Here is a 17,740-nt window from a genome sequence, read left to right as displayed (position 1 = left end):
TGGTGGTCAAGCCAAGGCGTATGACCAGATTGACGCAGCGCCCGAAGAAAAGGCCCGTGGTATCACCATCAACACCGCTCATGTTGAGTACGAAACCGCAGCTCGTCACTATGCCCACGTGGATTGCCCTGGACACGCTGACTATGTGAAAAACATGATCACCGGCGCAGCTCAAATGGACGGCGCCATCCTGGTTTGTTCTGCTGCTGACGGCCCGATGCCGCAAACCCGCGAACACATCCTGTTGGCTCGTCAGGTGGGTGTGCCTTACATCATCGTCTATCTGAACAAGTGCGACATGGTGGATGATGCCGAACTGCTCGAACTCGTTGAAATGGAAGTGCGTGAACTCCTGGACAAGTATGACTTCCCGGGCGACGACACCCCCATCATCCATGGTTCTGCCAAGCTCGCCATGGAAGGCGACAAGGGTGACCTCGGTGAAGGCTCCATCTTCAAACTCGCTGACGCACTGGACAGCTACATCCCCACGCCTGAACGCGCTGTGGACGGCGCCTTCCTGATGCCCGTGGAAGACGTGTTCTCCATCTCGGGTCGTGGTACCGTGGTGACCGGTCGTATCGAACGCGGCATCATCAAAGTCGGCGAAGAAATCGAAATCGTCGGCATCCATGACACCCAAAAGACCACCTGCACCGGTGTTGAAATGTTCCGCAAGCTGCTCGACCAAGGTCAAGCGGGCGACAACGTTGGCATCTTGCTGCGCGGTACCAAGCGCGAAGACGTGCAGCGCGGTCAAGTGCTGTGCAAGCCGGGTTCGATCAAGCCGCACACCCACTTCACAGGTGAAGTCTATGTGTTGTCCAAGGATGAAGGCGGTCGTCATACCCCGTTCTTCAGCAACTACCGTCCCCAGTTCTACTTCCGTACAACTGACGTGACCGGTGCTATTGAACTGCCAGAAGGCAAAGAAATGGTGATGCCTGGTGACAACGTGTCGATCACCGTGAAGTTGATTGCCCCCATCGCTATGGAAGAAGGCCTGCGCTTTGCTATCCGCGAAGGTGGTAAGACTGTGGGCGCCGGTGTGGTTGCCAAGATTCTTGCTTGATTGTCTGTAGGGGTATAGCTCAATTGGCAGAGCGTCGGTCTCCAAAACCGAAGGTTGTAGGTTCGATTCCTACTGCCCCTGCCACCTGAATTGGCCGAGAGGTGGCTAAAAAAGCCCGCTGTGCAAACGGCGGGCTTGTGCGTCTGGAAAGCACCCAAAAATATGGCTAATTAACATGCTCGACATCAACTGACAATGGCTACTCCTCAAGTTCAAACCGTCAATACCACTGCAGACAAGGCCAAATTGGCGGCGGCTGTTGTCTTGGTAGTTTTGTCGCTGGTTGCTTATTACGTTTTGGCCAAGCAGGGTCCTTTGTTTCAGTGGTTGGGTCTGCTGGCAGGTTTGGCTGTAGCGGTTGTTGTCTTTTTGGCATCTGAGTCTGGCAAGGCCTTGACTGCTTTTGGGCAAGACTCGGTGCGTGAAATCAAGAAGGTGGTTTGGCCGACACGACGTGAAGCCATTCAAATGACCTTGTATGTGTTTGGGTTTGTTTTTGTCATGGCCCTGTTTTTGTGGCTGACAGACAAAACGCTTGAATGGGTGTTTTACGACCTGATTCTTGGATGGAAAAAATAATGAACGATGTTGTAGCAGAACCTGTTCCGGGTTTGCCCACTGCGGCGCAGACCCTGGCTACCGCACCTACCAATCCAGATTTGCGTTGGTATGTTGTTCATGCGTATTCCGGCATGGAAAAGGCTGTTGAGCGCAACATCCTTGAGCGCATCAACCGTGCGGGCATGCAGTCCAAGTTTGGACGCATTCTGGTCCCCATGGAAGAAGTGGTTGAAATCAAGAATGGTCAGAAAAAAACCACCGAGCGCAAATTTTTCCCGGGCTATGTTTTGGTGGAAATGGTCATGGATGATGACACTTGGCACTTGGTGAAGCACACCAACAAGGTGACAGGTTTTGTGGGTGGTGGCAAGACTCGTCCTTCTCCAATTTCTGAAGCTGAGGTTTTGAAAATCGTCAGTCAGATGCAGGAAGGTACAGACAAGCCGCGTCACAAAATCGAATTTGTGGTGGGTGAATTTGTGCGTGTCAAGGAAGGTCCTTTTGCTGACTTCAATGGTTCGGTGGAAGAGGTTAATTACGACAAGAGCAAAGTTCGTGTTGCTGTGACTATTTTTGGCCGTTCGACGCCTGTCGAGCTGGAGTTTTCGCAGGTCGAAAAAACCTGAGTTGAATTGTTGCTGGGTGGATGAAGGTTTTCCTTTGTTTGCTTGGTTGAGGCATTCGCATCTTCCGACTCGGTGCGAATGGTTAAAAGTCGAGTCGTTAATACCGGGGAGCCAGTGTTTGTCAACAACAAACTTCGGCGTTAGTACCCGTCAGGAGTAAACCATGGCGAAAAAAATCGTCGGTTTTGTCAAACTGCAAGTCCCAGCAGGCAAAGCCAATCCTTCCCCTCCCATTGGCCCCGCATTGGGTCAACGTGGTCTGAACATCATGGAGTTTTGCAAGGCATTTAATGCGCAAACTCAAGGTGTTGAGCCAGGTCTGCCTTTGCCTGTGGTGATTACGGCGTTTGCTGACAAGAGTTTCACTTTTGTCATCAAGTCGCCCCCATCATCCATTTTGATCAAGAAAGCAGTGAAGATCGACAAGGGTTCGGCCAATGCTCTCAAGACCAAGGTCGGCAAGATCACGCGTGCCCAGCTCGAAGAAATCGCCAAGACCAAGATGAAGGACCTGACTGCTGCTGACATGGATGCAGCGGTTCGGACGATTGCTGGCTCAGCGCGCTCGATGGGCGTGAATGTGGAGGGTGTCTAAATGTCACGCTTGACGAAAAAACAAAAGGCCTTCCAAGGTAAGGTTGACAGCAGCAAGCTGTACGCCCTGGGTGATGCGCTTGGTCTGGTGAAAGAATGCGCCAATGCCAAGTTCGACGAATCGATCGATGTGGCTGTTCAACTCGGTATCGACGCTAAGAAGTCTGACCAAGTTGTGCGCGGTGCTGTGGTGCTCCCGAATGGGACCGGTAAAACAAAGCGTGTGGCGGTGTTCGCCCAAGGTGCCAAGGCTGAAGAAGCCAAGGCAGCCGGTGCCGACATCGTGGGTATGGACGATCTGGCTGCCATGGTCAAGGCCGGTGACATGCCTTTTGATGTTGTGATTGCCGCACCTGACGCCATGCGTATTGTCGGTACTCTGGGTCAGATTCTGGGCCCACGTGGTTTGATGCCTAACCCCAAGGTCGGCACAGTGACGCCTGATGTGGCAACTGCGGTTCGCAACGCCAAGGCCGGTCAAGTGCAGTTCCGCGTGGACAAAGCCGGTATTGTGCATTCCACCATTGGCCGTCGTTCTTTTGACAACGACAAGCTGCAAGGCAACTTGGCTGCATTGGTTGATGCGTTGGCTAAAGCCAAGCCTGCAACAAGCAAGGGTTTGTATTTGCGCAAAGTTGCCGTGTCTAGCACGATGGGTGTCGGTGTTCGCGTTGATTTGCAAACAATCACCGCTTAATGTGAAGAATTGGGTGTCCTGAAAAGGGTGCCTGGTGTGGTGGGTTGCTGATGTTGCAAGATGTCAGCAGGCCATCCAAGACCGTTGGTGTGCATGATTTGCTTTGCAATGTTTGCACTTAATGAATTAATCGCCAACGCAGATGGCGACCCCGCTGCTAAAGATTCGTTGGGTTTCTTAACAGTTGGTCGCTGAAATATGGCGTGTCGGGTGACGTAGAGTTGATCTTTGTCCAAAGACACATTTTGAAGGAGTAGACCTTGAGTTTAAATCGCAGTGAGAAAGAAGCGGTCATCAGTGATGTGACTGGCCTCGCCGCTAAAGCTCAAACGCTCGTGATGGCGGAATACCGGGGTATCACGGTTGCCGACATGACCAAATTGCGCTCAACTGCGCGCAGCAATGGCGTTAGCCTGAGTGTGTTGAAAAACACCTTGGCTCGCCGGGCTGTTGCCGGAAGCGGCTTTGAAGTTGTGTCTGACCAGATGACCGGTCCGCTGATCTATGGCTTTTCTGAAGATGCAGTTGCTGCCGCGAAAGTGGTGGCAGATTTCGCGAAAACCAACGCCAAGTTGGTGATTCGTGGTGGTGCATACGGCGGTAAAGCTCTGGACGTCGAGGGTGTGAAGCAGTTGGCCAGTATCCCTTCCAAGGAAGTGTTGTTGGCGCAGTTGTTGGGCTTGATGCAGTCGCCTATTTCGCGCACCGCGCGCGTGCTGGCGGCTCTGGCAGAGCAAAAAGGCGGCGGTGCAGAAGCGCCCGCCGAAGCCGTGGCAGCCTGATCCGCTTTCGGCATTTAGTAATCAATATTGTTAGGAAATCAAAATGGCATTCGATAAAGACGCATTTTTGACCGCGCTCGACAGCATGACGGTCATGGAACTCAACGATCTGGTGAAAGCCATCGAAGAGAAATTTGGTGTGAGCGCAGCTGCCATGGCTGCCCCCGCCGCTGGCGGTGGTGCTGCCGCCGCAGTGGCCGAAGAAAAGACCGAGTTCAACGTTGTTCTGCTGGATGCAGGCGCCCAGAAGGTGTCGGTCATCAAGGCTGTGCGTGAAATCACCGGTCTGGGCCTCAAAGAAGCGAAAGACCTGGTTGACGGCGCTCCGAAGAACGTCAAGGAAGGCGTGGCCAAGGCTGACGCTGATGCCGCTCTGAAGAAATTGATCGAAGCAGGTGCCAAGGCTGAACTCAAGTAATTGAGTTAGGTCAAAGGGCTGGAGTGCTGTCAAAGGCCTCCAGCCTTTGGTGTTTCTAAAGAACACACCGTAAAGCAGTTTTTTGACACTTTGGCTAGCTGGAAAGTTAGCTCAAAACCAGACAAAAAATTGTTTTTCAGTGTCTTCTCATTCCGACAGAAGAAGATGCCTTGGTTCGGGTTGCATGCAAGGTGCAACCGTCCGCCATAGATTGGTAGCGGCCAATCGCCAAGAAAAAAGTCGTCCAGGACCCGCCAGGTTCCTCAGTTGCCCGGAGATTTCATGGCTTACTCATACACCGAACGCAAACGAATTCGTAAAAATTTTGGCAATCGCGACAGCGTGCTTGAAATTCCTTACCTGTTGCAGATGCAAAAGGACGCGTACACCGCGTTCCTGCAAGCTGATGTTGCTCCCAAAAAGCGTTCGACCGAAGGCCTGCAGGCTGCCTTCAGTGCGGCCTTCCCGATCGTCTCGCACAATGGTTTTGTCGAGATGAAGTACCTCGAATACAACCTGGCGAAACCTGCTTTTGATGTGCGCGAATGCCAAACCCGTGGTTTGACCTACGCGTCGGCCGTTCGCGCCAAGGTGCAGTTGATCATTTATGACCGTGAGTCTTCCACGACACAGAACAAGGTCGTTAAAGAGGTCAAGGAGCAAGAGGTGTACATGGGCGAGGTGCCCTTGATGACTGAAAAGGGCTCTTTCGTCATCAATGGAACCGAACGCGTCATCGTGTCGCAGTTGCATCGTTCTCCCGGCGTGTTTTTTGAGCATGACAAGGGCAAAACCCACAGCTCCGGCAAGTTGCTGTTCTCGGCACGCATCATTCCCTACCGCGGTTCCTGGCTGGACTTTGAGTTTGACCCGAAAGACATTCTGTACTTCCGGGTGGACCGCCGCCGCAAGATGCCGGTGACGATCCTGTTGAAAGCCATCGGCTTGAACCACGAATCCATCCTTGCCAATTTCTTCGTCAACGACAACTTCCGCCTGATGGACAGTGGTGCGCAGATGGAGTTCGTGGCCGAACGCCTGCGCGGTGAGGTGGCACGTTTTGACATCACCGACAAAAACGGCAAGGTGGTTGTTGCCAAGGACAAGCGCATCACGGCGCGCCATACACGCGAGATGGAGCAATCTGCTACCACCCATGTGTCCGTGCCTGAGGATTTTCTCATTGGCCGTGTTGTGGCCCGCAATGTGGTAGACGGCGACACTGGTGAAATTCTGGCCAAAGCCAATGAAGAGTTGACCGAAGCCTTGCTCAAGAAACTGCGCACCTCGGGTGTGCAGGATCTGGCGTGTATCTACACCAATGAGTTGGATCAAGGCGCATATATCTCTCAGACCTTGCGCACCGACGAAACCGTTGACGAGTTCGCCGCCCGTGTGGCGATCTACCGCATGATGCGCCCTGGCGAGCCGCCAACAGAAGACGCCGTGCAAGCTTTGTTTCAGCGCTTGTTCTACAACCCTGACACCTATGACCTGTCGCGTGTTGGTCGTATGAAGTTCAACGCCAAGATGGGGCGCCCTGAGTCCACCGGCCCGATGGTGTTGACCAACGAAGACATTTTGGCTGTGGTCAAGATTTTGGTCGACTTGCGTAACGGCCATGGCGAAGTGGACGATATCGACCACTTGGGTAACCGCCGTGTGCGTTGTGTGGGTGAGTTGGCCGAAAATCAGTACCGCATGGGTCTGGCCCGTATTGAAAAGGCTGTGAAAGAACGTCTGGGTCAGGCGGAGCAAGAGCCTCTGATGCCGCACGATCTGATCAACAGCAAGCCGATTTCAGCTGCTTTGAAAGAGTTCTTTGGTGCGTCGCAGCTGTCGCAATTCATGGACCAGACCAACCCGCTGTCGGAAATCACCCACAAGCGTCGTGTCTCTGCTCTTGGCCCAGGTGGTTTGACCCGCGAGCGTGCAGGTTTTGAAGTGCGTGACGTGCACGTGACCCATTACGGTCGCGTCTGCCCGATTGAAACGCCCGAAGGTCCGAACATCGGCCTGATCAACTCCTTGGCGTTGTACGCACGTCTGAACGAGTATGGGTTTATCGAAACACCTTATCGCCGCGTGGTTGAGGGCAAGGTAACGCTGGACATTGACTATCTGTCGGCCATCGAAGAAGGCAAGTACGTGATCGCCCAGGCCAATGCCGCGCTGGACAAAGAAGGCCGCCTCTCAGGTGACCTGATTTCGGCACGGGAAGCCGGTGAATCCATTTTGGTGGGTGCCGAACGTGTGCAGTACATGGACGTGTCGCCCGCACAGATCGTGTCGGTGGCCGCTTCTTTGGTGCCGTTCCTTGAGCACGATGATGCGAACCGCGCCTTGATGGGCGCCAACATGTCGCGTCAGGCTGTGCCGGTGCTGCGTCCGGAAAAGCCTATGGTTGGTACCGGTATTGAACGTGTGGCCGCCATTGACTCGGGCACCGTCGTGACGGCAACCCGTGGTGGTGTGGTGGACTATGTCGACGCAACCCGTGTGGTGGTGCGTGTCAACGACGCCGAAGCACAAGCTGGCGAAGTCGGTGTCGACATCTACAACCTGATCAAGTACCAACGTTCCAACCAGAACACCAACATCCACCAACGTCCGATTGTGAAAAAGGGCGATCGGCTGGCCAAGGGTGACGTGATTGCGGATGGTGCCTCCACCGATCTGGGTGAGTTGGCGCTGGGTCAGAACATGCTGATCGGCTTCATGACCTGGAACGGCTACAACTTCGAAGACTCGATCTTGATCAGCGAACGTGTGGTGGCTGAAGACCGCTACACCTCGATCCACATCGAGGAATTGGTGGTGATGGCACGCGACACCAAACTGGGTGCCGAAGAAATCACACGCGACATTCCGAACCTGAGTGAGCAACAGCTCAACCGTCTGGACGAATCCGGCATCATCTACGTGGGTGCTGAAGTGCAACCTGGCGATGTGCTAGTCGGCAAGGTCACACCCAAAGGTGAAACCACGCTGACGCCTGAAGAAAAACTGTTGCGCGCCATCTTCGGTGAAAAAGCCAGCGATGTGAAGGACACCTCGCTGCGTGTCGACCAGGGTTCACAAGGCACCGTGATCGACGTGCAGGTCTTCACCCGTGAAGGCATTGTGCGCGACCGTCGTGCCCAGCAGATCATTGACGACGAGCTCAAACGCTTCCGTCTGGACTTGAACGATCAGTTGCGGATTGTGGAAAACGATGCGTTTGACCGGATTGAGAAGCTGCTGGTTGGCAGAGTCGCCAATGGCGGCCCGCAAAAGCTGGCCAAAGGCACCAAGATCGACAAAGCGTACTTGGCCTCGGTGGACCGTTACCACTGGTTTGACATCCGTCCGGCAGAAGATGATGTGTCGGTGCAACTGGAGAGCATCAAGAACTCCAACGAACAAACCCGCCACAGTTTTGACCTGGCTTTTGAAGAAAAACGCAAAAAACTCACTCAGGGCGACGATTTGCCCGCAGGTGTGTTGAAGATGGTCAAGGTGTATGTGGCGGTCAAGCGTCACCTGCAACCGGGTGACAAGATGGCCGGCCGCCACGGTAACAAGGGTGTGGTCTCGAAGATCGTTCCGGTGGAAGACATGCCGCACATGGCCGATGGCACCCCGTGTGACATCGTGCTGAACCCGTTGGGTGTGCCTTCACGGATGAACGTGGGTCAGGTGTTGGAAGTTCACTTGGGTTGGGCAGGCAAGGGCATTGGTCAGCGCATCGGTGACATGTTGCAAGCCGAGTCCCGTGTGGCCGAACTGCGCACGTTCCTCGAAGAGATCTACAACACAACCGGCCGCAAGGAAGACCTGAGCCAACTCAACGACGACCAGTTGTTGGAGATGGCGCAGAACCTCACCACCGGTATGCCATTCGCGACACCCGTGTTCGACGGTGCAACGGAAGACGAAATCCGTGCCATGCTGAAGCTGGCGTTCCCGGACGACATCGCCAAGCTCAAGGGCTTGACCGAGACCCGTACCCAGGCCTACCTGTACGACGGCCGCACCGGTGACCGCTTTGAGCGTCCCACCACGGTCGGTTACATGCATTACCTGAAGCTGCACCACTTGGTGGACGACAAGATGCACGCCCGTTCGACTGGTCCGTACAGCTTGGTCACGCAACAGCCCCTGGGTGGTAAAGCCCAGTTTGGTGGTCAGCGCTTCGGTGAAATGGAAGTGTGGGCACTGGAAGCTTATGGCGCGTCTTACACCTTGCAGGAAATGCTGACGGTCAAGTCGGATGACGTACAAGGTCGTACCAAGGTCTACGAGAGCATCGTCAAGGGTGAACACTCGATCGAAGCGGGCATGCCCGAGTCGTTCAACGTGCTGGTCAAGGAAATCCGCTCCTTGGGCCTGGATATTGAGCTTGAACGCTCTTAATTGAATAGCGAAAAGTATTGCTGGGCAGCCTCCGCTCCGCTCTGTGAGCGGGAGCTGCTTTCCACCGATTAAAAGGAATTTGTCTCATGAAATCATTACTCGACCTGTTCAAGCAATTCACGCCCGACGAACATTTTGATGCGATCAAGATCGGTATGGCTTCGCCCGAAAAGATCCGCTCGTGGTCTTTTGGCGAGGTGAAAAAGCCCGAAACCATCAACTACCGCACCTTCAAGCCTGAGCGTGATGGTCTGTTTTGCGCCAAGATCTTTGGCCCCATCAAAGACTACGAATGCCTGTGCGGCAAGTACAAACGCCTGAAGCACCGTGGTGTGATCTGTGAAAAGTGCGGCGTTGAAGTCACCCAGACCAAGGTGCGTCGTGAACGCATGGGTCACATCGACCTGGCTGCACCTTGCGCCCACATCTGGTTCCTGAAGTCCCTGCCCAGCCGTTTGGGCTTGGTGCTGGACATGACCCTGCGCGACATCGAACGTGTGTTGTACTTTGAAGCATACGTGGTGACCGACCCCGGCATGACCCCGCTGAAGAAATTCAGCATCATGAGTGAGGACGACTTCGACGCCAAGTTCAAGGAATACGGCGACGAATTCCAGGCCAAGATGGGTGCTGAAGGCGTCAAGGAATTGCTGCAAAACCTCGATATTGAGAGCGAAATCGAGAAGCTGCGCAACGACCCCAGCGGCTCAGAACTCAAGATCAAGAAGAACACCAAGCGCCTCAAGTTGCTCGAAGCGTTCAAAAAATCGGGCATCAAGCCCGAGTGGATGGTGCTCGACGTGTTGCCGGTGCTGCCACCCGACCTGCGCCCGCTCGTTCCGCTGGATGGTGGCCGTTTCGCCACGTCTGACTTGAACGATCTGTACCGTCGCGTGATCAACCGCAACAGCCGTCTGCGCCGTTTGCTGGAACTCAAAGCACCTGAAATCATTGCCCGCAATGAAAAGCGCATGTTGCAAGAGTCGGTGGACAGCTTGCTGGACAACGGCCGTCGCGGCAAAGCCATGACCGGTGCCAACAAACGTGCCCTGAAGTCGCTGGCCGACATGATCAAGGGCAAGGGTGGTCGTTTCCGTCAGAACTTGCTGGGTAAACGCGTTGACTACTCTGGCCGTTCGGTGATTACCGTGGGCCCGACACTCAAGCTGCACCAGTGTGGTTTGCCCAAGCTGATGGCGCTGGAGCTGTTCAAGCCCTTCATCTTCGCGCGCCTGGAAGCCATGGGCATTGCCACCACCATCAAGGCGGCCAAGAAGGAAGTCGAAACCGGCACGCCGGTGGTTTGGGACATTCTGGAAGAGGTCATCAAAGAACACCCGGTGATGTTGAACCGTGCACCAACCCTGCACCGTTTGGGCATCCAGGCGTTTGAGCCGATCCTGATCGAAGGCAAGGCGATTCAGCTGCACCCGCTGGTGTGCGCGGCCTTCAATGCCGACTTTGACGGTGACCAGATGGCCGTTCACGTGCCTTTGTCGGTCGAAGCACAGATGGAAGCCCGCACCCTGATGCTGGCCTCCAACAACGTGCTGTTCCCGTCCAATGGCGAGCCGTCCATCGTGCCGTCTCAAGACGTGGTGCTGGGTCTGTACTACACCACCCGTGACCGCATCAACGGCAAGGGTGAAGGCCTGATCTTCTCGGATGTGAGCGAAGTCCAGCGCGCTTTTGATGCGGGTGAAGTCGAGATGAGTGCACGTATCAATGTGCGCCTGACCGAGTACACCAAGAACAAGGAAACCGGTGAACTGGTGCCTTCGACCAAGCTGTGGGAAACCACTGCTGGCCGTGCCCTGTTGTCCGAAATCCTGCCCAAGGGCCTGCCGTTTGAGTTCATCAACAAGGCGCTCAAGAAGAAGGAAATCTCCCGACTCATCAATGCCTCGTTCCGCAAGTGTGGTCTGAAGGAAACGGTGATTTTTGCCGACAAGCTGTTGCAATACGGCTTCCGTCTGGCAACCCGTGCCGGTATCTCGATCTCGATCGAAGACATGTTGGTGCCCACTGAGAAGCCGGGCATCATCGAACGTGCTGAAGCTGAGGTTAAGGAAATCGCCCAGCAATACACATCCGGTCTGGTGACTGCTGGTGAGCGCTACAACAAGGTGGTGGACATCTGGGGCAAAGCCGGTGACGAAGTGTCCAAGGTGATGATGGGGCAACTCTCCAAGGAGACCGTCATTGACCGTCATGGCAACAAGGTGCCACAAGAGTCGTTCAACTCCATCTACATGATGGCTGACTCGGGCGCCCGCGGTTCTGCAGCGCAGATCCGTCAGGTGGCCGGTATGCGGGGTCTGATGGCCAAGCCCGATGGCTCGATCATTGAAACGCCCATCACCGCGAACTTCCGCGAAGGTCTGAACGTGTTGGAGTACTTCATCTCCACCCACGGTGCGCGTAAGGGTCTGGCCGATACCGCTTTGAAAACCGCCAACTCGGGTTACCTGACCCGTCGTCTGGTGGACGTGACCCAGGATCTGGTGGTGACCGAGCAGGATTGCGGCACCCACGCCGGTTACCTGATGCGCGCCATCGTCGAAGGTGGTGAAACCATCGAGTCTTTGCGTGACCGTATCCTGGGCCGTACCGCTGCCGACGATATCCTGCATCCGGAAAACCGCTCGGTGCTGGCACCTGCGGGCACCATGCTCGATGAAGACATGATCGAGATGCTCGAAGCCGCTGGCGTCGACGAGGTCAAGGTCCGCACCGCGCTGACCTGCGAAACCCGCTTTGGTATCTGTGCCAAGTGCTACGGCCGCGATCTGGGCCGTGGTGGTCTGGTCAACGGCGGTGAAGCCGTGGGCGTGATTGCGGCGCAGTCGATCGGTGAACCCGGTACCCAGCTGACCATGCGGACCTTCCACATCGGGGGTGCGGCTTCGCGTGCGGCCATCGCGTCCAGCGTGGAAGCCAAGTCCAACGGCAACATCGGTTTCAACGCCACCATGCGTTATGTGACCAACGGCAAGGGCGACCTGGTGGTGATTTCCCGTTCCGGCGAAATCATCATCCAAGACGAACATGGTCGTGAGCGCGAACGTCACAAAGTGCCTTACGGCGCCATTTTGACGATCAAGGCCGACCAGACCATCAAGGCTGGCACGATCCTGGCCAACTGGGACCCGCTGACCCGCCCCATCATCACCGAATTCGCCGGTAAAGCGCACTTCGAGAATGTGGAAGAAGGTCTGACGGTGGCCAAGCAGGTCGATGAAGTGACCGGTTTGTCCACCCTGGTGGTGATCGACCCGAAACGCCGTGGTTCCGCCAAGGTGGTGCGTCCGCAGGTCAAGCTGATCGACGCCAATGGCAACGAAGTCAAGATCCCTGGCACCGACCACTCGGTGACCATCGGTTTTCCGATTGGTGCCCTGGTGCAGGTGCGTGACGGTCAGGACGTGGGCCCCGGCGAAGTGCTGGCACGTATCCCGGTCGAAGGTCAGAAAACCCGCGACATTACCGGCGGTCTGCCGCGCGTGGCTGAGTTGTTCGAAGCCCGTTCACCCAAGGACAAGGGTGTGCTGGCCGAGATGACCGGTACCATTTCCTTCGGCAAGGAAACCAAGGGCAAGATCCGCCTGCAGATCACCGACCCCGAAGGCAAGGTCTGGGAAGAACTCGTGCCCAAGGAAAAGAACATCCTGGTGCACGAAGGCCAGATCGTCAACAAGGGCGAGTCCGTGGTGGACGGCCCGGCTGACCCGCAAGACATCTTGCGCCTGCTGGGTGCCGAAGAACTGGCGCGTTACATCGTTGACGAAGTGCAGGACGTGTACCGCTTGCAAGGTGTGAAGATCAATGACAAGCACATTGAAGTGATCGTGCGTCAGATGCTGCGTCGCGTGGTGGTGGAAGCCGCTGGTGACTCCACCTACATCAATGGTGAACAGGTTGAACGCTCGGAAATGCTCAACACCAACGACGCCTTGCGCGCCGAAGGCAAGGTGCCTGCCGTCTTCACCAACCTGCTGCTGGGTATCACCAAGGCATCGTTGTCCACCGACTCGTTCATCTCTGCGGCGTCCTTCCAGGAAACCACCCGTGTGCTGACCGAAGCCGCCATCATGGGCAAACGCGACGAGTTGCGTGGCTTGAAGGAAAACGTGATCGTGGGTCGTCTGATCCCGGCCGGTACCGGTATGGCTTACCACGAAGCGCGCAATGTGCGTGAAAACATGGATGATGCCGAGCGTCGTGCCATTGCCGAAGCCGAAGCCGCTGAACTGGCCGGTGAAAGTGAAGCCGAGCTGGGAGAGGGCGCTGCAGCCGAATAAGCGCAACGCTCTGTAATATATAGCGCCTCACGCCCGATATATAAGGGTCTGAGGCGTTTTTTATACCTGAAATGTGATGAACGACGAACAGCGATTGCCTTTGTGGCGCCAGCTACAAGCGGTCACCCAGGTGCTGCAGGCCATCCGGCAGGGGCAGTCGGGGACGACTGCTTTGGCCGCGGTGGCGCTTGCGCTGCGGCCCGGTGTCCAGGCGCTGAGTTTTGAGGTGCTGCGCTCTCTGGGGCGTGCTCAGGCGCTGCGCAAGCTGCTGGCGTCCCGTACCCCTCCGCCTGCCGTGGATGCCTTGTTGTGTACCGCGCTGGCCTTGTTGTGGCGCCCACAAGACGCCTCCTACGATGCCTTCACGCTGGTCAACCAGACGGTGGAGTGCGCCAAACGCACGCCTGCCCTCAAGGCCCAGGCCTCTTTTGTGAATGCCTGCCTGCGGCGTTTTGTGCGTGAACGTGAGGTCTTGGTGGCGCAGACGGACCAGGACCCGGTGGCGCGCTGGAACCATCCGGCTTGGTGGATCAAGCAACTGCAATCCGATTGGCCCGACCAGTGGCAAGCCATCCTGGCGGCGGCCGACCAGCACGCACCCATGGTGCTGCGTGTGAATGCCCGCCTGGGCACACCGGCCCAGTATCTTGAAAAACTGTCTGAGGTCGGCATCCCGGCCAGCCTGATCGGAGCCTATGGTGTGGTGCTGGCCAGTGCCTGTGCAGTGCAGCACTTGCCCGGTTTTGAGCAAGGCTGGGTGTCGGTGCAGGACAGCGCAGCACAGCTGGCGGCCCCCCTGTTGTTGTCCGGTCTGATGCCGGTGGACGAACTGCGGGTGCTCGATGCCTGCGCCGCACCCGGTGGCAAAACCGCCCATCTGCTGGAGCTGAGTTCGGCCCAGGTCACCGCACTGGACGTGGATCCGCTGCGTTGTGAACGTATCCACCAGACCCTGGACCGCCTGGGCCTGCAGGCAGAGGTGGTCGCGGCAGACGCCGCCGATGTGTCTGCCTGGTGGGACGGCTCCCCGTTTGATGCGATTTTGCTGGACGCCCCTTGCTCGGCTGCGGGCATTGTTCGCAGGCATCCGGACATCCGCTGGCTGCGGCGCCAGACCGACATTGCCCAACTGGCCGCCATCCAGGCGCGTTTGCTGCACACGCTGTGGCCCCTGGTGAAACCGGGTGGCCGACTGCTGTATTGCACCTGCTCGGTGTTTCGCCAAGAAGGGGCGCAGCAGGTGGCCGCGTTTCTTGCCAACCACAGTGACGCCAAAATGCTGAGATCCCCGGGGCATTTGTTGCCTCACGGTGCGCCACAGGGGGCAACACCCGCCGACAATCCCATCGGTGACCATGATGGCTTCTATTACGCGTTATTCGACAAACAAGCGGCCTAGCGGCTGGGCTGGGCTGTTGGCGGCTGTTCTGCTGTGTTGGCTGCAGGCGTGGACGCCTGCGGCCGCTGCAAACGCCAGTGCCGCAGAGTCAGGCAGTCGACCGACTTTGACGCTGGAGCGCTCGGACAGCAGCTTGTTGTTGTCGGTCCAGCTCAAGTTTGAGCTGCCTGTGGTGGTGGAAGACGCGCTGTACAAAGGGATTCCCATCTACTTTGTGGCGCAGTCCGAACTGCTGCGCGAACGCTGGTATTGGACCAGCAAGACCATCGCCACGGCGCAGCGGCGTATGCGTTTGGCCTACCATCCCCTGACACGGCGCTGGCGACTTACCATCGGTGCCGCCGACATGAACGAAACCACCCAAGGGCTCACGCTGGGTCAAAGTTTTGAGAGTCTGGACGATGCCATGGCGGTGGTGCGCCGTATCTCGCGCTGGAAGATCGCCGAGGTGCAAGACCTCCCGCCTGGGAACAAATATCTGGTGGATTTCAGCTTTGAACTGGACACTTCACAACTGCCCCGGCCGCTGCAGATTGGCACCCTGGGGCAGTCAGATTGGATGATCGAACTGCGGCAGTCGCAGCCACTTGACCTGGAGCGTGTCAAGTGAGTGCCACTGGCGCTGAGGCATCCAGAAAATCCAAGGCGCTGCGCTGGACCATTGGTTTTGGCCTGACGGCCATGGTAGCTGTGGGTTTGGTGCTCATGTTTTTATTGACGCAAGCCACCAGCAACCGGGTCTTGTACGAGCGCAACTACCAGGTGTTGTTTGCCGTCAATGTGGTGGTAGCTGTGTTGCTGCTGCTGGCGATTGCCTGGATTGCCTGGCGGCTGGTGAAGCGCTTGCGGCAAAAGAAGTTCGGTAGCCGTTTGCTGGTCAAGCTGGCCGCCGTGTTTGCACTGGCCGGGTTTGCGCCGGGTGTCCTGATTTATGTGGTGTCTTACCAGTTTGTGTCGCGCTCCATCGAGAGCTGGTTTGACGTTGAAGTTGAAGGCGCGCTGGCTGCAGGATTGAATCTGGGCCGCACCACGCTGGAGGCTTTGTCTGCCGACTTGGAGGGGAAAACCCGCACCGCAGCAGCCCAGCTGGCTGACAAGGCTGACGTCACGGTGGCGCTGCCGCTGGAGCGTGCACGCGACGCCATGGGGGCGGATGACCTGCAACTCTGGCGTGCCTCGGGACGTCTGGTGGCTGCGGCGGGTGAATCGCGCTACCAGTTGACCCCGGAGATGCCCACGCCTCAGCAGTTTCGAGCCGCTCGCAGTCAACGTGCCATCACCTGGATCGAGGGCCTGGATGAGGGGTTGGTACCCGGTGCAACACCCGCACGAATCAAGGTTCTGGCGCTGATCAACAGTGCTGCGGTGGGCACGCTGGGCGAAGCGCGGTACTTGTTGGCGGGCAAGGTTTTGCCAACCACGCTGGTGGAGAATGCGTTGGCTGTGACCCAGGCCAACCGCGAATACCAGGAGCGGGCCCTGGCGCGTGAAGGCCTGCGTCGTATGTACATCGGCACCTTGACGCTGAGCCTGTTCATGGCGGTTTTTGGTGGTGTGTTGCTGGCGGTGGTGATGGGCAACCAGATTGCCCGGCCCTTGCTGGTGCTGGCTGATGGTGTGCGTGAGGTGGCTGCGGGTGACCTCTCGCCCAAGGCATCCTTGCGCGGCAAGGATGAACTCGATGGCCTGACCCGCTCTTTTGCCGACATGACCCAGCAGCTGCTGGAGGCACGCCAGGCGGTGCACACCAGCATGGCGCAAACCAACGCAGCACGAGCCCATTTGCAAACCATCCTGGACAACCTGACCACCGGAGTGCTGGTGTTGGCGCCGGACGGAACCATCGTCTCGTCCAACCCAGGTGCCACCCGCATTCTGAAGCTGCCGCTGGCGGTTTACGAAGGAAGACGCCTGGTTGACATCGAGGAGCTGGCAGCATTCGGTCAAGCGGTGCAGCAACAGTTCGAAGCTTTTCTGGCCTATGGCCGCGAGCGCAACCTGGACCACTGGCAACAGTCGTTCGAGCTGGGCAATACCAGTCTGGACCCGACGGGCCGCCCCAGCAACACCACCATCACCCTGATTGCACGTGGCGCCGAACTGCCTAGCAACCAAAATTTGTTGGTATTTGACGACATTTCTGAGGTGGTGTCTGCCCAGCGCGCCCAGGCCTGGGGCGAGGTGGCGCGGCGACTGGCCCATGAAATCAAGAACCCCTTGACCCCGATCCAACTCTCGGCAGAGCGCCTGGAGATGAAGCTGACCGGCAAGCTGGCCGCCACAGAACAGACCCTGTTGGCCAAGTCTGTCAAAACCATTGTTGACCAGGTGGAGGCCATGAAACGTCTGGTCAACGAGTTTCGTGACTACGCCCGTTTGCCTGCGGCGGAACTCAGAGCCCTTGACCTCAATGCACTGGTGCAAGAGGTGCTCAACCTGTATGCACCTGACCACGCCCAGGTTCCCATTCTTGCCGAGCTGGACCCAGCCTGCCTCCCTGTGCTGGGTGACCCTCAGCAGCTGCGCCAGGTGCTGCACAACCTGTTGCAAAACGCACAGGACGCCACAGTCAGTGCTGGCCGGGCCAGCCCGGAGCACCCGGTCCTGCTCCGAACCCGATGGTTGCCAGGCACGCAGCGTGTGCGTCTGAGTGTGCAGGACAGTGGCACCGGTTTTCCCGATCACATCCTCAAACGTGCCTTCGAGCCCTATGTCACCACCAAGGACAAAGGCACCGGTCTGGGGCTGGCTGTCGTGAAAAAGATAGCAGACGAGCACGGTACCCGGGTCGAAATCACCAATCGGCTGCAGGATGGGCAGGTGTTAGGTGCCCAGGTGTCGTTATCATTCAGTGTGGAACGCGCACAGACGCATCAGACGACGTAAGGCTGCACA

General features: G+C 57.1%; 12 protein-coding genes and 1 tRNA gene. All 13 read left to right on the top strand.

Annotation, left to right across the window (positions count from 1 at the left end; translation table 11 throughout):
* Positions 1–1,072: elongation factor Tu (gene tuf / locus KKO72_RS11060; protein ID WP_214938192.1), on the top strand; the 1,072-nt coding region annotated here is incomplete at its 5' end.
* An 8-nt stretch (positions 1,073–1,080) separates the two neighbouring features.
* A tRNA-Trp gene (locus KKO72_RS11055) sits at positions 1,081–1,156 on the top strand.
* Positions 1,157–1,267: 111 nt separating this feature from the next.
* A complete protein-coding gene (secE, locus tag KKO72_RS11050; RefSeq protein WP_078365474.1) occupies positions 1,268–1,651 on the top strand; it encodes a preprotein translocase subunit SecE in 384 nt (127 codons plus the stop codon).
* Positions 1,651–2,259, top strand: a complete 609-nt coding sequence (nusG, locus tag KKO72_RS11045; protein ID WP_214938189.1) for a transcription termination/antitermination protein NusG — start codon at positions 1,651–1,653, stop codon at positions 2,257–2,259. Before secE ends, nusG begins: the two co-directional genes overlap by 1 nt.
* 163 nt (positions 2,260–2,422) lie before the next feature.
* On the top strand, positions 2,423–2,854 hold the full coding sequence (gene rplK, locus KKO72_RS11040; RefSeq protein WP_078365476.1) for a 50S ribosomal protein L11: 432 nt from the start codon (positions 2,423–2,425) through the stop codon (positions 2,852–2,854).
* Entirely contained in the window at positions 2,855–3,550 is a 696-nt protein-coding gene (rplA, locus tag KKO72_RS11035; RefSeq protein ID WP_078365477.1) for a 50S ribosomal protein L1, read from the top strand.
* Positions 3,551–3,810: 260 nt separating this feature from the next.
* Positions 3,811–4,332: a 50S ribosomal protein L10 gene (gene rplJ, locus KKO72_RS11030; RefSeq protein ID WP_078365478.1), complete on the top strand. Its 522-nt coding sequence runs from the start codon at positions 3,811–3,813 to the stop codon at positions 4,330–4,332.
* Positions 4,333–4,375: 43 nt separating this feature from the next.
* A complete protein-coding gene (gene rplL / locus KKO72_RS11025) occupies positions 4,376–4,750 on the top strand; it encodes a 50S ribosomal protein L7/L12 (protein ID WP_078365479.1) in 375 nt (124 codons plus the stop codon).
* A gap of 282 nt (positions 4,751–5,032) precedes the next feature.
* Positions 5,033–9,145, top strand: a complete 4,113-nt coding sequence (gene rpoB / locus KKO72_RS11020) for a DNA-directed RNA polymerase subunit beta (protein WP_078365480.1) — start codon at positions 5,033–5,035, stop codon at positions 9,143–9,145.
* Between the two features lie 86 nt (positions 9,146–9,231).
* Complete coding sequence (rpoC, locus tag KKO72_RS11015) at positions 9,232–13,446, top strand: DNA-directed RNA polymerase subunit beta' (RefSeq protein ID WP_214938187.1); 4,215 nt, start codon at positions 9,232–9,234, stop codon at positions 13,444–13,446.
* A gap of 76 nt (positions 13,447–13,522) precedes the next feature.
* A complete protein-coding gene (gene rsmB / locus KKO72_RS11010; protein ID WP_214938185.1) occupies positions 13,523–14,845 on the top strand; it encodes a 16S rRNA (cytosine(967)-C(5))-methyltransferase RsmB in 1,323 nt (440 codons plus the stop codon).
* Entirely contained in the window at positions 14,802–15,455 is a 654-nt protein-coding gene (locus KKO72_RS11005; protein WP_251140589.1) for a DUF4390 domain-containing protein, read from the top strand. The genes rsmB and KKO72_RS11005 overlap by 44 nt, the downstream gene beginning before the upstream one ends.
* Positions 15,452–17,731, top strand: coding sequence for an ATP-binding protein (locus KKO72_RS11000; RefSeq protein WP_371736867.1), 2,280 nt, complete (start codon positions 15,452–15,454; stop codon positions 17,729–17,731). Before KKO72_RS11005 ends, KKO72_RS11000 begins: the two co-directional genes overlap by 4 nt.
* Positions 17,732–17,740: the final 9 nt, after the last annotated feature.

It is taken from the genome of Rhodoferax sp. U11-2br, from assembly GCF_018619435.1.
Taxonomy (GTDB): domain Bacteria; phylum Pseudomonadota; class Gammaproteobacteria; order Burkholderiales; family Burkholderiaceae_C; genus Rhodoferax.
Note: the sequence above shows the minus strand (reverse complement) of the source record. Positions and strands in the feature narration are given on the sequence as shown.